Origin of the sequence: Citrobacter sp. CK198 (assembly GCF_030333295.1) — a bacterium.
Taxonomy (GTDB): Bacteria; Pseudomonadota; Gammaproteobacteria; order Enterobacterales; family Enterobacteriaceae; genus Citrobacter_B; species Citrobacter_B koseri.
The window spans coordinates 383,196-400,276 of record NZ_JAOWGE010000031.1 but is presented as its reverse complement, the minus strand read 5'-3'; the positions used below and the strand labels follow the sequence as shown (position 1 = coordinate 400,276).

The window sequence follows — 17,081 nt, the reverse complement described above, 5'->3', positions numbered from 1 at the left end:
ATACTGCATGGCGCTTTGTGCGCTTCTGAAATGCCGGGCGGCACAGCGCCTTACCCGGCCTGCAAATGTACCTTTTTATTGTCTTACTTCACGCAGCGCGTGCACTGCGAAGTTTGAATTTGCTGGAAGAAATCATTGCCTTTGTCATCCACCAGGATAAAGGCCGGAAAATCTTCCACTTCAATTTTCCAGATCGCTTCCATCCCCAGTTCAGGGTATTCCACGCATTCCAGACTCCTGATGCTGCCCTGCGCCAGCACGGCGGCAGGCCCGCCAATGCTGCCCAGATAGAAGCCGCCGTGTTTATGGCAGGCATCGGTCACCTGTTGGCTACGGTTGCCTTTGGCCAGCATAATCATACTGCCGCCCTGCGACTGAAGCTGATCGACGTAAGAGTCCATACGCCCTGCGGTCGTTGGCCCCAGCGAACCGGACGCGTATCCTTCAGGCGTTTTTGCCGGCCCCGCGTAGTAGATCGGATGATCTTTAACATACTGCGGCAACCCTTCGCCACGATCCATCCGTTCTTTCAGTTTGGCGTGCGCGATATCACGCCCCACAATAATCGTCCCGTTCAGCGACAGACGAGTTGAAACCGGATACTGCGACAACTGTTGCAGGATCGCTTTCATTGGCTGATTGAGGTCAACGCGAACCGCCTCGCCTTCGCCTGCCTGGCGCAATTCTTCAGGAATATATTTACCCGGATTATGTTCCAGTTTCTCGATCCAGATACCTTTGCGGTTGATCTTCGCTTTAATATTGCGATCCGCAGAGCAGGAGACGCCCATCCCGACCGGACAGGACGCGCCGTGACGCGGTAAACGAATGACGCGGATATCATGGGCAAAATATTTACCGCCGAACTGGGCGCCTAACCCGAGATTCTGCGCCTCCGTCAGCAACTCTTTTTCCAGCTCCACGTCGCGGAATGCCTGACCGTGTTCGTTCCCTTCCGTCGGCAGTTCGTCATAGTATTTTGCGGAGGCCAGCTTAACCGTTTTCAGCGTTGCTTCCGCCGACGTCCCGCCGATCACGAAGGCGATGTGATACGGAGGACAGGCCGCCGTCCCCAGAGTGCGCATTTTATCGACCAGGTAATTTTTCAGTTTGCCCGGCGTCAGCAGCGCTTTGGTTTCCTGATACAGATAGGTTTTGTTGGCGGAACCGCCGCCTTTGGCGATACACAGGAATTTGTATTCATCGCCATCAACGCTGTAGAGATCAATCTGCGCGGGCAGGTTGGTGCCGGTATTGACCTCTTTATACATATCCAGCGGGGCATTTTGCGAATAGCGCAGGTTATCTTCGATGTAAGTGTTATAAACGCCGCGCGCCAGCGCAGCCTCATCACCGCCGCCAGTCCAGACGCGCTGGCCTTTTTTGCCAACGATAATGGCCGTACCGGTGTCCTGGCAGGTTGGTAAAATCCCTTTTGCGGCAATGTCCGAATTGCGCAGGAATTGCAGCGCGACATATTTATCGTTTTCGCTGGCGTCCGGGTCGCGCAGGATATCAGCGACCTGCTGTTGATGCGCAGGGCGCAGCATAAACGAAGCATCGTGGAATGCCTGACGCGCCATCAGCGTCAGCGCTTCAGGAGCGACCTTAAGCACTTCCTGTCCTTCAAATTCGGCAACGGAAACGTGTTCACTGGTCAGCAGGTAATATTCGGTATCGTCCTTTTTGAGGGGAAAAGGAGCCTGATAATGGAAGGGTTTGTTCGACATTGTTCTCTCACTTACTGCTCGGTCTGGTTATTCTCTGGGCAGATGTTCCATTGCCCTGCTTACCCGTCACGCCTCCAGCGGCAGACATGTTATTGTCCTGCAACCCGAATGCGTCAGGGTGTAAAAAGCGAGTTACACTATCCTACACAATTTTTTAACAAAAACTGAGACAAGTACGACTTTTTGCGCGCAGAGGTTACTTCCCGCGGGTTTCTTGGTTTAATACGCGAATTAATTTCCATATTGAAACAGGGCTTGATAATGCAAAAACTCATCAACTCAGTGCAAAACTATGCATGGGGTAGTAAAACTGCGTTAACGGAACTCTACGGCATTGCGAATCCGTCTCAGCAGCCAATGGCAGAGCTCTGGATGGGCGCCCATCCCAAGAGCAGCTCCCGAATTGAAGGCGCTGACGGGAAAGCCGTCTCGTTACGCGACGTGATTGAGCACGATAAAGCCACACTGCTGGGCGAGTCTGTCGCAAAACGTTTTGGCGAGCTGCCCTTCCTGTTTAAAGTGCTGTGTGCCGCGCAGCCGCTTTCCATCCAGGTTCATCCGAATAAACACAACTCAGAAATGGGTTTCGCGAAAGAGAATGCGGCCGGTATTCCGATGGATGCCGCCGAGCGTAACTATAAAGATCCGAACCACAAGCCTGAACTGGTCTTTGCCCTGACGCCGTTCCTGGCGATGAACGCATTCCGCGAGTTCTCTGAGATTGTCTCCCTGCTGCAACCTGTTTCCGGCGCGCATACCGCCATTGCCCACTTCCTGCAAGAGCCGAATGCCGAACGCCTGAGCCAACTGTTCGCCAGCCTGCTCAATATGCAGGGCGATGAAAAATCCCGCGCGCTGGCGGTACTGAAAGCGGCGCTGAACAGCCAACAGGGTGAACCGTGGCAGACGATCCGCGTCATATCCGAATTTTACCCAGATGACAGCGGCCTCTTCTCTCCACTGCTGCTGAACGTGGTCAAGCTGAACCCTGGCGAAGCCATGTTCCTGTTTGCCGAAACGCCTCATGCCTATTTGCAGGGTGTGGCGCTGGAAGTGATGGCGAACTCCGATAACGTCCTGCGCGCCGGGCTGACGCCGAAATATATCGACATTCCTGAACTGGTCGCAAACGTCAAATTCGTTGCCAAACCTGCCGATCAGCTGCTGACAACGCCGGTAAAACACGGTACGGAACTGGACTTCCCGATTCCGGTGGAGGATTTCGCGTTTTCGCTGCATGACCTCTCCGCTCAGGAAACGGCCATCAGCCAGCAGAGCGCCGCCATTCTGTTCTGCGTGGAAGGCGAAGCGGTTCTGAGCAAGGGCGAGCAGCGTCTGGTGCTGAAACCCGGCGAATCCGCGTTTATCGGCGCTGATGAGTCTCCGGTCAACGCCAGCGGCGTGGGCCGTTTGGCCAGGGTTTACAACAAGCTGTAGCAACATACTGAATTTTTTAACAACTCTTGCTAAGCTAGTTAAAGGCTCACAACTTCTCCAGGCGGTTTAATCCGCCTGGTTTCATTTTTATGGATAATCGATATGAAAAAATCGCTGGTAGCTACAGGTGTGATCGTCGCCCTGGGCGTGGTCTGGACAGGCGGGGCCTGGTACACCGGGAAAAAACTGGAAACGCATCTCGCACAGATGGTGAATCAGGCAAATGAGCAGCTTAAACGCACGGCGCCTGAAGCCGCCATTGAGCTGAGCTATCAAAACTACCAGCGCGGCATTTTCAGCAGCCAGTTACAGCTGGTGGCGAAGCCTGTCGAAGGCAAGGAAAACCCCTGGCTGAAACCAGGACAAAGCGTCGTACTGAACGAAGCGGTGGATCATGGCCCTTTCCCGTTCGCACAGTTGAAATCGTTTAACCTTATCCCTGCGATGGCCTCGGTGAAGACGACCCTGGTCAACAACGACGTCACCAGACCGTTGTTTGATATCGCAAAGGGCGAGACGCCGGTCGAGATTAATTCCCGGATTGGTTATGGCGGCGATACCCGCTCAGATATATCCCTCAAGCCGTTGAATTATGAAAATAACGGTGAAAAAGTCGCCTTTAGCGGCGGGGAATTTCAGCTGAATGCCGATAAAGACGGCAATGTTGTTTCACTGTCAGGCGAAGCGCAAAGCGGCCTGGTGGATGCCGTCAACGAATATAACCAGAAAGTCCAGATTACTTTTAATAACCTGAAAACCGACGGTTCCAGCACTCTGGCCAGCTTCGGCGAGCGTATTGGCAACCAGACGCTGTCGCTGGAAAAAATGACGGTATCGGTAGAAGGTAAAGAGATGGCCGTGCTGGAAGGCATGGTGATCGACGGTAAGTCCGATCTCGTCAACGACGGCAAAACCATCAATAGCCAGCTGGATTACTCGCTGAACAGCCTTAAAGTGCAGAATCAGGATCTGGGTAGCGGCAAGCTGACGCTGAAAGTGGGACAGATCGATGGCGAAGCATGGCACCAGTTTAGCCGCCAGTATAACGCTCAGACTCAGGCGCTGATGACGCAACCCGAGGTGGTGCAAAATCCTGAACTTTATCAGGAGAAAGTGACCGAAGCGTTCTTTGGCGCCCTGCCGCTGCTGATGAAGGGCGAACCGGTGATTACCGTCGCGCCGTTAAGCTGGAAAAACGCTAAAGGCGAGACCGCGCTGAACCTCTCCTTGTTCCTGAAAGATCCGGCCGCGACCACTGAAGAACCGCAAACGCTGACTCAGGAAGTGGATCGTTCCGTTAAATCTCTCGATGCGAAGCTGACGATCCCGATGGATATGGCCGTTGAGTTTATGACTCAGGTCGCCAGACTGGAAGGTTATCAGCAGGAAGATGCCGATAAGCTGGCGAATCAACAAGTCAAAGGGTTAGCCGCGATGGGGCAAATGTTCCGCATCACCACGTTGCAGGATAATACCATCGCCACCAACCTACAGTATGCCAATGGTCAGGTAACGCTCAACGGGCAAAAAATGACGCTGGAAGAGTTTGTCGGCATGTTTGGTATGCCTGCGCTCTCCGTGCCGGACGCTCCGGCTATTCCTCAGCAGTAAGTTTTCTGTACGTCCCGCGCCCGGCGGGACTTTCCCGTCGGGCCGCTATTCAAACACCTGCCCCGCCACGCTATTTTTGCGTCACCAGACGAGCGGAAATGGTCTGGCTGCGCGAATGGCTCTCTTCATGACCAATCCGTTGCAGGATGCGCTCCGCAAGGGTATAGCCAATTTCGCGGGCTGGCGTGCTGGCCCAGATGATCGGCAGATCGTCCAGCGCGTTTTCCGCCACATCAGCAAACGCCGCCAGCGAGATCTGTTGTTCAAAATAGCGATCAACGCCAATTTCACCACTCTGACGCCCCGCTTTCATCAGGCCAAACCATGCTCCCATCGCAATGGTTTCGTTGTAGCACACCACTGCGCTGATGGTCGGGTTATGCCGCAGTAATGCGGTAATGGCTTCGGCGGCCTGCTTCTGGCTGGATGCGCACTCCAGCACCCAGTCGCTGTGAAAAGGCAACCCAAACTTCAGCAGCGTCGCGCAATAGCCGCCGACGCGCTCCGCGCGCGTTAATGAGGAGCTTTGCCCTCCCAGCCACGCGATCCGCTGATGCCCAAGGCGAATCAGATGTTCCGTCAGTAGCTGCGCCGCCTGCATGTTATCCGGCCGGACAGTATCCACCTCTTCCAGATAACTGGCGCGCGAGGCAAACACCACCGGAATCCCTTTTTCTTCTGCCCGTTCCCGGAGCGCATCGCTGCTACCCGCCGCTCCGGCGATCACCACGCCATCCACACCCTGATTAAGGAGCATAGCGAAGCGCTGACTCAGCTGTTCGCCATCCTGACCGCCGTGCAACAAAAAGACCATGCGCCCCTGCGCTTCCAGCGCCTCTGTCAACCCGGCCGTGAGTTCCGCATAAAAAGGCGCAGACAGATCGCGCACAATCAGCCCAATGACGCCGCTCTGCCCACCGCGAAGCGCCGATGCCTGGCGGTTACGCACAAAGCCCAGCTGTTCAATCGCCGCGTTAACCCGCTCGCCGGTGGCTGACGAAATCCGCCCTTTGCCACTGAGCACTAATGAGACGGTACTGACGGAAACGCCAGCCGCCAACGCGACATCATGGATGGTGGTTTTTTTGGCTATAGCCATGAAAAAAGAAAGCTCCTTGATAACGTGACAGATAAAACGTTTTATCAATCACTTATATTTATACGCTTTATTATCGTTCGATAATGTGATTTGCGCCGCACTAAAATTAGGTAAAACGTTTTATCTTCTCGCTCAAATAATTGACCACAGCCTTCTTTTTCACGAGGAGTCGTTAGATGACGACGAAGACAACACCAAAAATAACATTATGGGAATTTTTCCAGCAGTTGGGTAAAACGTTTATGCTGCCCGTGGCGCTGCTCTCTTTCTGCGGGATCATGCTGGGGATCGGCAGTTCGTTAAGCAGCCACGATGTCGTCACCCTGCTCCCGGCGCTGGGCAACCCGGTGCTACAGGCCATCTTTACCTGGATGAGTAAAGTCGGCTCGTTCGCTTTTAGCTTCCTCCCGGTGATGTTTTGTATCGCGATTCCGCTCGGTCTGGCGCGTGAAAACAAAGGTGTCGCCGCGTTTGCCGGTTTCGTCGGTTATGCCGTAATGAACCTTGCCGTGAACTTCTGGTTAACGGCGAAAGGCATTCTGCCGACGACTGACGCCGCCATTCTGAAAGCCAATAACGTACAGAATATCCTCGGGATTCAGTCTATCGACACGGGGATTCTGGGGGCGGTGATCGCCGGTATCGTTGTCTGGATGCTGCATGAGCGTTTCCACAATATTCGTCTGCCCGATGCGCTGGCTTTCTTTGGCGGTACGCGTTTCGTGCCGATCGTCTCTTCCGTGGTGATGGGACTGGTCGGGCTGGTCATTCCGCTGGTATGGCCTGTTTTTGCAATGGGCATCAGCGGTCTGGGCCACATTATCAATAGCGCGGGTGATTTCGGTCCGATGATCTTTGGTACGGGTGAGCGCCTGCTGCTGCCGTTCGGCCTGCACCACATTCTGGTCGCGCTGATTCGCTTTACCGAAGCGGGCGGTACGCAGGAAGTCTGCGGCCATAGCGTGAGCGGCGCGTTGACCATTTTCCAGGCGCAGCTGAGCTGCCCGACAACGCACGGCTTCTCTGAAAGTGCGACCCGCTTCCTGTCTCAGGGAAAAATGCCTGCCTTCCTCGGCGGCTTGCCGGGCGCTGCGTTGGCGATGTACCACTGCGCGCGTCCTGAAAATCGTCACAAAATTAAGGGGCTGCTGATTTCTGGCCTTATCGCCTGTGTCGTTGGCGGTACCACAGAGCCGCTGGAATTCCTGTTCCTGTTCGTCGCGCCTGTGCTGTATGTGATTCACGCCCTGCTGACAGGTCTGGGATTCACCATCATGGCGATCCTCGGCGTCACTATCGGCAACACCGACGGCAACATCATCGACTTTGTGGTATTTGGGGTCCTGCACGGTCTGTCGACCAAGTGGTATCTGGTTCCGGTGGTCGCCGCCGTCTGGTTCGCGGTGTACTACATCATCTTCCGTTTCGCCATTACGCGCTTTAATCTGAAAACGCCGGGCCGCGATACCGAAATCGCCAGCAATATTGAAAAAGTCATGGCGGGCGCGCCAGGGAAATCAGGCTATAACGTCCCGGCGATTCTGGCCGCGCTTGGCGGCAGTGAAAATATTGTCAGCCTGGATAACTGCATTACCCGTCTGCGCCTGTCGGTGAAGGATATGTCGCTTGTGAATGTACAGGCGCTGAAGGACAATCGCGCTATCGGCGTAGTACAGCTGAATCAACATAACTTACAGGTGGTTATTGGCCCTCAGGTACAGTCCGTTAAGGATGAAATGGCGGGTCTGATGAACACGGTTGAGGCATAAGGACAACGATATGTTCGATTTTTCAAAGGTGGTGGATCGTCACGGTACGTGGTGTACGCAGTGGGATTATGTTGCCGATCGCTTTGGCGCCCCTGACCTGCTCCCGTTTACGATCTCGGATATGGATTTCGCTACCGCGCCGTGCATCCTGGAGGCCATCAACCAGCGTCTGGCGCACGGCGTGCTGGGTTACAGCCGCTGGAAAAACGATGAGTTTTTAGGGGTGATCGCCCACTGGTTCGCAACCCGTCACCACACTACGATCGACCCACAGTCGATCGTGTACGGCCCCTCCGTGATCTACATGGTGTCGGAGCTGATCCGCCAGTGGTCATCCGTCGGTGAAGGGGTGGTGATTCACACCCCCGCTTACGATGCGTTCTATAACGCCATCGAAGGCAACCAGCGCACCGTCATGCCGGTTGCGCTACAGAAAAACGCGGACGGCTGGCACTGCGATATGGCCGAGCTGGACGCGGTGCTCGCCCGGCCAGAGAGTAAAATTCTCCTGCTGTGCAGCCCGCAGAACCCTACCGGAAAGGTATGGACGCGCGATGAACTGGAGACGATGGCTGAGCTATGCCATCGTCACGGCGTGCGGGTCATTTCCGATGAAATCCACATGGATATGGTATGGGGCGCGCAGCCGCATATCCCCTGGAGCAATGTGGCGCGTGGTCGTTGGGCGCTGCTGACCTCCGGGTCAAAAAGCTTCAACATTCCGGCGCTGACCGGCGCCTACGGGCTCATCGGCGATGAGGAAAGCCGCAATCGTTACCTCAGCGTATTGAAGGGGCGTGACGGGCTGTCGTCACCCGCCGTTCTGGCGCTTAGCGCGCATATTGCCGCTTATCAACAGGGCGCGCCGTGGCTGGATGCCCTGCGCGAGTATCTTGCTGATAACCTGAATTATATCGCGCATGCGTTAAACACCGCGTTCCCGACGCTAAACTGGCAGGTTCCGCAATCGACCTATCTGGCCTGGATTGATCTGCGCGCGCTGAATATTGACGACCACGCCTTACAGGATGCGCTAATTCATCAGCAGAAAGTGGCCATCATGCCTGGGTATACTTATGGCGAAGAAGGTCGCGGGTTTGTTCGTCTTAATGCCGGTTGTCCACGTTCGAAGCTCGAAAAAGGCGTTAACGGCCTGATCAACGCGATCCACGCTATACGCTGACAATGATTGCGCAATAAAATTATTTATTGCGCAACATAGATTTTACGCCCGTTTTATTTTTATAATGGCGAGCACTTTTATATTAAAAAAGAGTGCGACCATGATTGATACTTCCCTTCCGTTAACTGACGTTCATCGCCACCTTGATGGCAACATTCGTGCCCAAACTATTCTTGATCTTGGCCGCCAGTTCAATTTAGCCCTTCCGGCACAAACGCTTGACGCGCTCATTCCGCATGTGCAGATCACCTCAACGGAGCCTGACCTGGTCAGTTTTCTGGCAAAGCTCGACTGGGGCGTTAAAGTTCTGGCGTCGCTGGATGCCTGTCGTCGCGTGGCCTTTGAAAATATTGAAGATGCCGCCCGCAACGGCCTGCATTATGTCGAACTGCGTTTTTCTCCGGGTTATATGGCGATGACGCACCAGTTGCCTGTGGCAGGCGTGGTCGAAGCGGTCATCGCTGGCGTACGTGAAGGGTGCCAGACTTTTGGCGTTGAAGCTCGTCTGATCGGCATCATGAGCCGTACTTTCGGCGAGGCTGCCTGTCAGCAGGAACTGGAAGCGCTGCTGGCGCACCGCGATCACATTACTGCGCTTGACTTAGCGGGCGATGAACTTGGCTTCCCGGGCAGTCTGTTCCTCTCTCACTTTAACCGCGCGCGTGATGCGGGCTGGCATATTACCGTACATGCTGGCGAAGCGGCGGGCCCGGAGAGCATCTGGCAGGCCATTCGCGAACTGGGCGCCGAACGTATCGGTCATGGCGTGAAGGCCGTGGAAGATCGCGCGCTGATGGATTTTCTGGTCGAGCAGCGAATCGGTATCGAATCCTGTCTGACGTCTAATATCCAGACCAGCACCGTTGCCTCGCTGGCTGCGCATCCGCTGAAAACGTTCCTTGAGCATGGCGTGCTGGCAAGTTTGAATACGGATGATCCCGCGGTACAGGGTGTGGATATTATTCACGAATACACGGTAGCGGCGCCGGCGGCAGGATTAACCCGCGAGCAGATTCGTCAGGCGCAGATCAATGGCCTGGAAATGGCGTTTTTAAGCGAAGCGGAAAAACGAGCATTGCGTGAGAAAGTCGCAGCGGTTTAAGCACGCAACGCCTGATGGCGCTGCGCTTATCAGTCCTGTAACTGCACAACTGTAGGCCGGATAAGGCGTTTACGCCGCCATCCGGCAACACCCGGCGCCTGATGGCGCTGCGCTTATCAGTCCTGTAACGACACAACCGTAGGCCGGATAAGGCGTTTACGCCGTCATCCGGCAGCACCTACGCCTGATGGCGCTGCGCTTATCAGGCCTACAGCGACACAACCGTAGGCCGGATAAGACGTTTACGCCGCCATCCGGCAACACCCAACGCCTGATGGCGCTGCGCTTATCAGGCCTACAACTGCACAACTGTAGGCCGGATAAGGCGTTTACGCCGCCATCCGGCAACACCCGGCGCCAGAAGAGTACACCGTCATCACGCGAGGCACAGCGTAGAGCGATGCTTCGCTGATTCAATCCCCAGCTCAATCAACTCCATAATCTGGATCGCCTGGCTCGCCGGAACCGGGTTTTCACCGTTGCCATTCAGCGCGTCACGGATGCCCGCATAATAAGCCGGATAATTACCCGGCACCGTCAGCCAGGTCTCTTCCACACGGTCTTCGCCTTCCACGCGCGTCAACACGCCGTCACGCATGTCGTAACCCCAGTCTTCCTGCGGCAGTCGCTCACCGTTTTTCAGCCGCTCCTCTTGTGGATCGAGGCCATATTTCACGTAACTGCCGCGCGAGCCATGCACGATATAACGTGCTGATTCTGCCGCTGCCAGCATCGTACCGTGCAGAATCACCCGACGCTGCGGGTAGGATAATATCGCGTGGAAATAATCCGTCGACTGCGCGCCAGGACGAAGCTGCGCCAGATCCACCGTCATGCTGACCGGCAAACCGAACAGATTGATCGCCTGATCCAGCAGATGCGGCGCCAGATCGTACCAGATACCGCTGCCAGGGCCGCCCTGTTCGCGCCAGCGATCGCGGACCTGCGGGCGGAAACGGTCGAAATGGGATTCAAAGTAAGTCACTTCCCCCAGAACGCCATCGGCCAGCAATCCTTTCAGCGTCAGGAAATCACTGTCCCAACGGCGGTTATGGAACACAGAAAGCACGCGTCCCAGGCTGCGCGCCAGGGCGTCGAGCTCACGAGCTTGTGACAGTGTCACGGTAAAGGGTTTATCCACAACCACATGTTTTCCCGCTTCAAGCGCGGCTTTCGCCAACGGAAAATGGGTGTCGTTGGGCGTAGGAATGACGATAAGGTCGATATTCGGATCGTTAAAAAGATGCTTAGGCTCTGAGACAACCGCCACAGAAGGCCAGTCCGCCTTCACTTTTGTTTCATCACTACTGGAAACCGCCGCCAGTTCCAGACCCGGCGTCCCCACGATTAAGGGCGCATGGAAAGTCTTGCTGGCATAACCATAACCAATTAGCCCTACCCGGATGTTGTCACTCATGTCTTTGCCTCTCATGTCAGAACGGAGTCATTTCACACTATCCCTTAACCACTCACAATAGTTTAATAACCGCCAGGTTATAAAGGTTGTTGCTTAACTTAAGTCAAACATCAGTGACTTTGGGCTCTCCTGCTGCGAAAAAGTCGCTGAAATCGTTCCCGACACCCTTGCCGTCTTATTTATTGATGAGTAACATTTGCATCCTGTGTTTATGGATAAATCAAAGCAAAAAAATGTCGTCAGTAATGAATCGCCTTATTGAATTAACCGGTTGGATTGTTCTCGTTGTCTCAGTGATCCTCTTAGGCGTCGCCAGCCATATCGATAATTACCAGCCCCCTGAACCGACGGTCTCCGTTCAGAAAAAATAAGCGTGTTCTGGCCAGTTGCGGCATAGCAGCATATCGTCAGAAATGGTTTCGGTTTACAGCCAGAAAAATCAGGAAAAGATGAAAAGCGGCAAAAAAAGCGAAATATGCCGTCTGCTGGCCGCACGCTTATTGCCAGTTGTCATGAAGCGCGTTACCCTTCCGGCAGGTGCTCTGCTCGCCTGATTCATGACACGTAAGAATACGCTTATTTACCCTTGTGCGCCGATTATTCTTTTCGGTGTCGTTTTGTTTATTTTTATATTCACTACTCCGTTGGTGTTATTTGTTTAATATGGATCGCTATTTATGACAGTTCAGGATTATTTATTAAAATTCCGCAAAATCAGTTCGCTTGAGAGCCTGGAAAAACTGTTTGATCACCTTAACTACACCCTCTCTGACGATCGGGAGATCATCAATATGTATCGCGCCGCAGATCATCGTCGCGCGGAACTGGTCTCGGGCGGTCGTCTGTATGATGTCGGTCAGGTGCCAAAATCAGTCTGGCATTACGTACAATAAAGAAAGTAGCGATCGGCGTTAAAAGCTTTATAATACTGGCCCCAAAATGAAATAGTCTGCCTGTTCGCGCTGGCAAATCTGGAGAAGATATGACCACAACACCGGCACAACGCATCGGGGGCTGGTTGCTTGGCCCACTGGCCTGGCTGTTAGTCGCGTTACTAAGCGCCTCGCTCGCGTTATTGCTCTATGCTACTGCGCTGGCTACGCCGCAGACATTCCATATGCTCAGTGAGCAAAGTACCGGCAACCTGTTGTTGTGGGGCGTTTCGTTTATTACCGCCATCGCAATGTGGTATTACACCTTATGGTTGACCATCGCCTTCTTCAAGCGCCGCCACTGCGTGCCTAAACATTATATTATCTGGCTGCTGGTGTCAGTCTTGCTGGCAATTAAAGCCTTTGCCTTTTCGCCAGTCTCAGACGCGTTTGCGGTTCGCCAGCTGTTGTTCCCGTTACTGGCGGCCGCGCTGATCGTACCCTATTTCAAACGCTCGGCGCGCGTTAAAGCAACGTTTGTGAACCCGTAATACCCTTACAGTTAACCTGTTGTCGCCTGCTGTAGATTGACAGATAATAGGCGGCTTTTTTATTTCAGGCCGAAAAATGACTGATTACCTGCTGCTCTTTGTCGGAACTGTACTGGTCAATAACTTTGTACTGGTCAAGTTTCTGGGTCTCTGCCCGTTTATGGGGGTTTCCAAAAAGCTGGAAACCGCAATGGGTATGGGGCTCGCCACCACGTTTGTGATGACGCTGGCGTCTATCTGCGCCTGGCTGATTGACACCTGGATTTTGATTCCGCTCGATCTCATCTACCTGCGGACGCTGGCGTTTATTCTGGTCATCGCGGTGGTAGTGCAATTTACTGAGATGGTGGTGCGTAAAACCAGTCCGGCATTGTACCGTCTGCTGGGGATCTTCCTGCCGCTCATCACCACCAACTGCGCGGTGCTTGGCGTGGCGCTGTTGAACATTAACCTCGGTCATAATTTTTTGCAGTCGGCGTTGTACGGTTTCTCCGCCGCCGTCGGCTTCTCTCTGGTGATGGTGCTGTTCGCGGCGATTCGCGAGCGCCTCGCCGTGGCAGACGTTCCTGCCCCTTTTCGCGGTAACGCGATTGCGCTGATTACCGCAGGTTTAATGTCTCTGGCCTTTATGGGCTTTAGTGGTTTGGTGAAGTTGTAATGAATGCTATCTGGATTGCCGTAGTCGCCGTGAGCCTGCTGGGCCTGGCATTCGGCGCCATCCTGGGGTATGCCTCCCGCCGGTTTGCCGTGGAAGACGATCCCGTAGTCGAAAAAATCGACGAAATTTTACCGCAGAGCCAGTGTGGGCAGTGCGGCTATCCTGGCTGCCGCCCTTATGCTGAAGCCATCGGTAGTCAGGGTGAAAAAATTAACCGCTGTGCGCCGGGCGGCGAAGCGGTGATGTTGAAAATCGCAACGTTACTGAACGTCGATCCGCAACCTATCGATGGTGATGAACAAGAAGTTGCGCCAGTGCGTATGCTGGCGGTCATCGATGAAAACAATTGCATCGGCTGCACTAAATGTATTCAGGCATGCCCGGTGGATGCCATTGTGGGCGCCACGCGCGCGATGCATACGGTCATGAGCGATCTCTGCACCGGCTGTAACCTGTGCGTTGACCCGTGCCCGACGCAATGCATTGAATTACGCCCGGTAGCGGAAACACCTGACAGTTGGAAGTGGGATTTGAACACCATCCCCGTTCGTATCATTCCCGTGGAACAACATGCTTAAGTTATTCTCTGCATTCAGAAAAGATAAAATCTGGGATTTCGATGGGGGCATTCATCCGCCGGAAATGAAAACCCAGTCAAACGGTACGCCTCTGCGACAGGTTCCACTGGCGCCGCGCTTTATCATTCCTCTTAAGCAGCATATTGGCGCTGAGGGAGAGCTGTGCGTTAACGTTGGCGATCGCGTCCTGCGAGGCCAGCCGCTGACCCGAGGTCGCGGCCGCATGCTGCCCGTCCATGCGCCGACGTCCGGGAAGGTTATCGCAATTGCCCCCCACTCTACCGCGCACCCGTCGGCCCTGGCTGAGCTTAGCGTGATGATTGATGCCGATGGCGAAGATCGCTGGATCGAACGCGACGGCTGGGCGGATTATCAGCGTCGCAGCCGCGAAGAGCTAATTACCCGGATTCACCAGTTCGGCGTTGCCGGGCTCGGCGGCGCGGGGTTCCCGACCGGCGTCAAATTACAGGGCGGCGGCGATAAGATTGAAACGCTGATCATCAACGCGGCGGAGTGTGAACCCTATATCACCGCTGATGACCGCTTAATGCAGGATTGCGCCGCGCAGGTGGTGGAAGGCATTCGTATCCTTGCCCATATTCTGCAACCGCGTGAGGTCCTGATAGGTATCGAAGATAACAAGCCGCAGGCCATTTCAATGCTGCGTGCCGTTCTGGCCGATGCGCATGATATCGCGTTACGCGTTATCCCAACGAAATACCCTTCCGGCGGCGCAAAACAACTTACCCAGATCCTGACCGGGAAACAGGTTCCGCACGGCGGTCGCTCTTCTGATATCGGCGTGCTGATGCAAAACGTTGGTACGGCTTATGCCGTCAAACGCGCAGTGATTGACGGGGAACCGATCACCGAGCGCGTTGTGACCTTGACCGGAGAGTCCGTCAGCCGTCCCGGTAACGTCTGGGCCAGGCTGGGGACGCCTGTCAGCCACCTGCTTAATGATGCGGGCTTCTGTTCTTCAGCCGATCAAATGGTGATTATGGGCGGCCCGCTGATGGGCTTTACCCTGCCCTGGCTTGATGTTCCCGTCGTGAAGATCACTAACTGCCTTCTCGCGCCTTCCGCCACGGAAATGGGCGAAACGCCGGAAGAGCAAGGTTGTATCCGCTGTAGCGCCTGTGCCGATGCCTGTCCCGCCGATTTGTTGCCCCAGCAGTTGTACTGGTTCAGCAAAGGCCAACAGCACGATAAAGCCACCGCACATAACATTGCCGACTGCATTGAGTGCGGCGCTTGCGCCTGGGTATGCCCCAGCAGCATTCCGCTTGTGCAGTATTTCCGTCAGGAAAAAGCGGAGATTTACGCGATCGCGCAAGAAGAAAAACGCGCGGCTGAAGCGAAAGCGCGTTTTGAGGCCAGACAGGCGCGACTGGAGCGTGAGAAAGCCGCACGCCTTGAGCGCCATAAAAATGCGGCCGCACAACCTGCGGCAAAAGATCAGGATGCCATCGCCGCAGCGCTGGCGCGCGTAAAAGAGAAACAGGCACAGGCGACTCAGCCTGTTGTCATCAACGCGGGAGAGAAGCCGGATAACAGCGCGGTTATTGCTGCCCGTGAAGCGCGTAAAGCGCAGGCGCGCGCCAGACAGGCGGAGAACATACCGGCCGCTACAGAACCCGTCGAGCCGGTCGACCCGCGCAAAGCCGCCGTCGAAGCGGCAATTGCCCGCGCCAAAGCGCGCAAGCAGGAACAGCAGACCGCTGCGGAACCTACCGAACCGGTCGACCCGCGTAAAGCCGCCGTCGAAGCGGCAATCGCCCGCGCCAAAGCGCGTAAGCAGGAACAGCAGACCGCAGCGGAACCCACCGAACCGGTCGACCCGCGCAAAGCCGCTGTCGAAGCGGCAATTGCCCGCGCCAAAGCGCGCAAGCAGGAACAGCAGGCCGCTGCGGAACCCGCCGAGCCGGTCGATCCGCGCAAAGCCGCCGTCGCAGCGGCGATTGCCCGCGTTCAGGCAAAAAAAGCAGCACAGCAGCAGGTTGTTAACGAGGAATAAATGGTATTCAGAATCGCAAGCTCGCCTTATACCCATAACCAGCGCCAGACATCGCGTATCATGATGCTGGTGTTAATCGCCGCGCTGCCGGGGATTGCCACTCAGCTATGGTTTTTCGGTTGGGGCACATTGTTCCAGATTATACTAGCCGCAGTCAGCGCGCTGGCCGCAGAAGCCGCCGTGCTTCAACTGCGTAAACAGCCGATCGCCGCTATCTTAAAAGACAATTCAGCATTGCTGACCGGTTTACTGCTCGCTGTGAGCATACCGCCTCTCGCTCCGTGGTGGATGGTGGTATTGGGCACCGTATTTGCCGTCATTATCGCCAAGCAGCTTTACGGCGGTCTGGGGCAAAACCCATTCAACCCAGCGATGATTGGTTATGTCGTTCTGTTGATTTCATTCCCGGTACAGATGACAAGCTGGCTCCCGCCGCATGACATCGCCGCAACGGCGCCAGGCCTTCTGGATGCGTTGCAGGTCATCTTCACCGGACACACCGCCAGCGGCGGCGACATGAATACGTTACGCATGGGCATTGACGGCATCAGCCAGGCTACGCCGCTCGATACGTTCAAAACCTCGTTACATGCCGGGCACGCCGTTGAACAGATTATGCAGTACCCCATCTACAGCGGCATGCTGGCCGGTGCGGGCTGGCAGTGGGTAAACATCGCCTGGCTTATTGGCGGCGTATGGCTGCTCTGGCAAAAAGCGATCCGCTGGCACATTCCGGTCAGCTTTTTAGTGACGCTGGCTGTCTGCTCCACTCTGGGATGGGCATTCGCCGGGGATTCACTGGCGTCTCCGCAGTTGCATCTGCTTTCTGGCGCGACAATGCTGGGCGCGTTCTTTATTCTGACCGATCCCGTCACCGCCTCGACAACCAACCGTGGTCGTCTGATTTTTGGCGCGCTGGCGGGTTTGTTAGTGTGGTTGATTCGCAGTTTCGGGGGATACCCGGACGGTGTGGCGTTCGCCGTACTGCTGGCGAATATCACGGTGCCTTTGATTGATTACTACACCCGACCTCGCGTCTACGGGCATCGCTAAGGAC

At 55.2% G+C, this 17,081-nt stretch carries 15 protein-coding genes; 12 read left to right on the top strand and 3 right to left on the bottom strand.

The window, feature by feature from the left end; translation table 11 throughout:
* Window positions 1–83 precede the first annotated feature (83 nt).
* Complete coding sequence (gene fumB, locus OGY62_RS14350) at window positions 84–1,730, bottom strand: class I fumarate hydratase (protein ID WP_012132495.1); 1,647 nt, start codon at window positions 1,728–1,730, stop codon at window positions 84–86.
* A gap of 261 nt (window positions 1,731–1,991) precedes the next feature.
* Here fumB and manA point away from each other — a divergent pair, with 261 nt between their 5' ends.
* Together manA and OGY62_RS14340 are read left to right on the top strand one after the other, a co-directional pair.
* On the top strand, window positions 1,992–3,167 hold the full coding sequence (gene manA, locus OGY62_RS14345; protein WP_199977072.1) for a mannose-6-phosphate isomerase: 1,176 nt from the start codon (window positions 1,992–1,994) through the stop codon (window positions 3,165–3,167).
* A 102-nt stretch (window positions 3,168–3,269) separates the two neighbouring features.
* Window positions 3,270–4,778, top strand: coding sequence for a YdgA family protein (locus tag OGY62_RS14340; RefSeq protein ID WP_049011603.1), 1,509 nt, complete (start codon window positions 3,270–3,272; stop codon window positions 4,776–4,778).
* A gap of 70 nt (window positions 4,779–4,848) precedes the next feature.
* On the opposite strand, the gene OGY62_RS14335 is transcribed toward OGY62_RS14340, so the two are convergent.
* Window positions 4,849–5,877, bottom strand: coding sequence for a Mal regulon transcriptional regulator MalI (locus tag OGY62_RS14335; RefSeq protein WP_112002418.1), 1,029 nt, complete (start codon window positions 5,875–5,877; stop codon window positions 4,849–4,851).
* 176 nt (window positions 5,878–6,053) lie between these two features.
* On the opposite strand from OGY62_RS14335, the gene malX reads away from it, so the two are divergent.
* From malX to add, 3 genes are all read left to right on the top strand, one after another.
* On the top strand, window positions 6,054–7,646 hold the full coding sequence (gene malX, locus OGY62_RS14330; RefSeq protein ID WP_286460133.1) for a maltose/glucose-specific PTS transporter subunit IIBC: 1,593 nt from the start codon (window positions 6,054–6,056) through the stop codon (window positions 7,644–7,646).
* Window positions 7,647–7,656: 10 nt separating this feature from the next.
* Window positions 7,657–8,829, top strand: coding sequence for a MalY/PatB family protein (locus tag OGY62_RS14325; RefSeq protein ID WP_286460131.1), 1,173 nt, complete (start codon window positions 7,657–7,659; stop codon window positions 8,827–8,829).
* Window positions 8,830–8,929: 100 nt separating this feature from the next.
* Window positions 8,930–9,931, top strand: coding sequence for an adenosine deaminase (gene add / locus OGY62_RS14320; RefSeq protein ID WP_047457232.1), 1,002 nt, complete (start codon window positions 8,930–8,932; stop codon window positions 9,929–9,931).
* Window positions 9,932–10,307: 376 nt separating this feature from the next.
* On the opposite strand, the gene OGY62_RS14315 is transcribed toward add, so the two are convergent.
* The gene (locus tag OGY62_RS14315) at window positions 10,308–11,348 is read right to left on the bottom strand and encodes an oxidoreductase (RefSeq protein WP_286460129.1); all 1,041 of its coding nucleotides are present in this window, start codon (window positions 11,346–11,348) and stop codon (window positions 10,308–10,310) included.
* A 245-nt stretch (window positions 11,349–11,593) separates the two neighbouring features.
* Between OGY62_RS14315 and blr the strand changes: the two genes are divergently transcribed.
* The 7 genes from blr (at window position 11,594) to rsxD (ending at window position 17,077) form a co-directional block, all read left to right on the top strand.
* Entirely contained in the window at window positions 11,594–11,719 is a 126-nt protein-coding gene (blr, locus tag OGY62_RS14310; RefSeq protein WP_047457235.1) for a division septum protein Blr, read from the top strand.
* A 306-nt stretch (window positions 11,720–12,025) separates the two neighbouring features.
* The gene (gene ydgT, locus OGY62_RS14305) at window positions 12,026–12,241 is read left to right on the top strand and encodes a transcription modulator YdgT (protein WP_024130361.1); all 216 of its coding nucleotides are present in this window, start codon (window positions 12,026–12,028) and stop codon (window positions 12,239–12,241) included.
* Between the two features lie 89 nt (window positions 12,242–12,330).
* Window positions 12,331–12,771, top strand: a complete 441-nt coding sequence (locus OGY62_RS14300) for a DUF2569 domain-containing protein (protein ID WP_012132511.1) — start codon at window positions 12,331–12,333, stop codon at window positions 12,769–12,771.
* Between the two features lie 76 nt (window positions 12,772–12,847).
* Window positions 12,848–13,429, top strand: coding sequence for an electron transport complex subunit RsxA (gene rsxA, locus OGY62_RS14295; RefSeq protein WP_005121199.1), 582 nt, complete (start codon window positions 12,848–12,850; stop codon window positions 13,427–13,429).
* Window positions 13,429–14,007: an electron transport complex subunit RsxB gene (gene rsxB / locus OGY62_RS14290; protein ID WP_012132512.1), complete on the top strand. Its 579-nt coding sequence runs from the start codon at window positions 13,429–13,431 to the stop codon at window positions 14,005–14,007. The genes rsxA and rsxB overlap by 1 nt, the downstream gene beginning before the upstream one ends.
* Window positions 14,000–16,024: an electron transport complex subunit RsxC gene (gene rsxC, locus OGY62_RS14285; protein WP_286449605.1), complete on the top strand. Its 2,025-nt coding sequence runs from the start codon at window positions 14,000–14,002 to the stop codon at window positions 16,022–16,024. Before rsxB ends, rsxC begins: the two co-directional genes overlap by 8 nt.
* Window positions 16,025–17,077: an electron transport complex subunit RsxD gene (gene rsxD, locus OGY62_RS14280; RefSeq protein WP_012132514.1), complete on the top strand. Its 1,053-nt coding sequence runs from the start codon at window positions 16,025–16,027 to the stop codon at window positions 17,075–17,077.
* The last annotated feature ends 4 nt before the right edge of the window (window positions 17,078–17,081 follow it).

Coding starts and splice junctions, on each gene's coding strand:
- fumB (WP_012132495.1), bottom strand. CDS start 1,730: ATGTCGAACAAACCCTTCCATTATCAGGCTCCTTTTCCCCTCAAAAAG.
- manA (WP_199977072.1), top strand. CDS start 1,992: ATGCAAAAACTCATCAACTCAGTGCAAAACTATGCATGGGGTAGTAAA.
- OGY62_RS14340 (WP_049011603.1), top strand. CDS start 3,270: ATGAAAAAATCGCTGGTAGCTACAGGTGTGATCGTCGCCCTGGGCGTG.
- OGY62_RS14335 (WP_112002418.1), bottom strand. CDS start 5,877: ATGGCTATAGCCAAAAAAACCACCATCCATGATGTCGCGTTGGCGGCT.
- malX (WP_286460133.1), top strand. CDS start 6,054: ATGACGACGAAGACAACACCAAAAATAACATTATGGGAATTTTTCCAG.
- OGY62_RS14325 (WP_286460131.1), top strand. CDS start 7,657: ATGTTCGATTTTTCAAAGGTGGTGGATCGTCACGGTACGTGGTGTACG.
- add (WP_047457232.1), top strand. CDS start 8,930: ATGATTGATACTTCCCTTCCGTTAACTGACGTTCATCGCCACCTTGAT.
- OGY62_RS14315 (WP_286460129.1), bottom strand. CDS start 11,348: ATGAGTGACAACATCCGGGTAGGGCTAATTGGTTATGGTTATGCCAGC.
- blr (WP_047457235.1), top strand. CDS start 11,594: ATGAATCGCCTTATTGAATTAACCGGTTGGATTGTTCTCGTTGTCTCA.
- ydgT (WP_024130361.1), top strand. CDS start 12,026: ATGACAGTTCAGGATTATTTATTAAAATTCCGCAAAATCAGTTCGCTT.
- OGY62_RS14300 (WP_012132511.1), top strand. CDS start 12,331: ATGACCACAACACCGGCACAACGCATCGGGGGCTGGTTGCTTGGCCCA.
- rsxA (WP_005121199.1), top strand. CDS start 12,848: ATGACTGATTACCTGCTGCTCTTTGTCGGAACTGTACTGGTCAATAAC.
- rsxB (WP_012132512.1), top strand. CDS start 13,429: ATGAATGCTATCTGGATTGCCGTAGTCGCCGTGAGCCTGCTGGGCCTG.
- rsxC (WP_286449605.1), top strand. CDS start 14,000: ATGCTTAAGTTATTCTCTGCATTCAGAAAAGATAAAATCTGGGATTTC.
- rsxD (WP_012132514.1), top strand. CDS start 16,025: ATGGTATTCAGAATCGCAAGCTCGCCTTATACCCATAACCAGCGCCAG.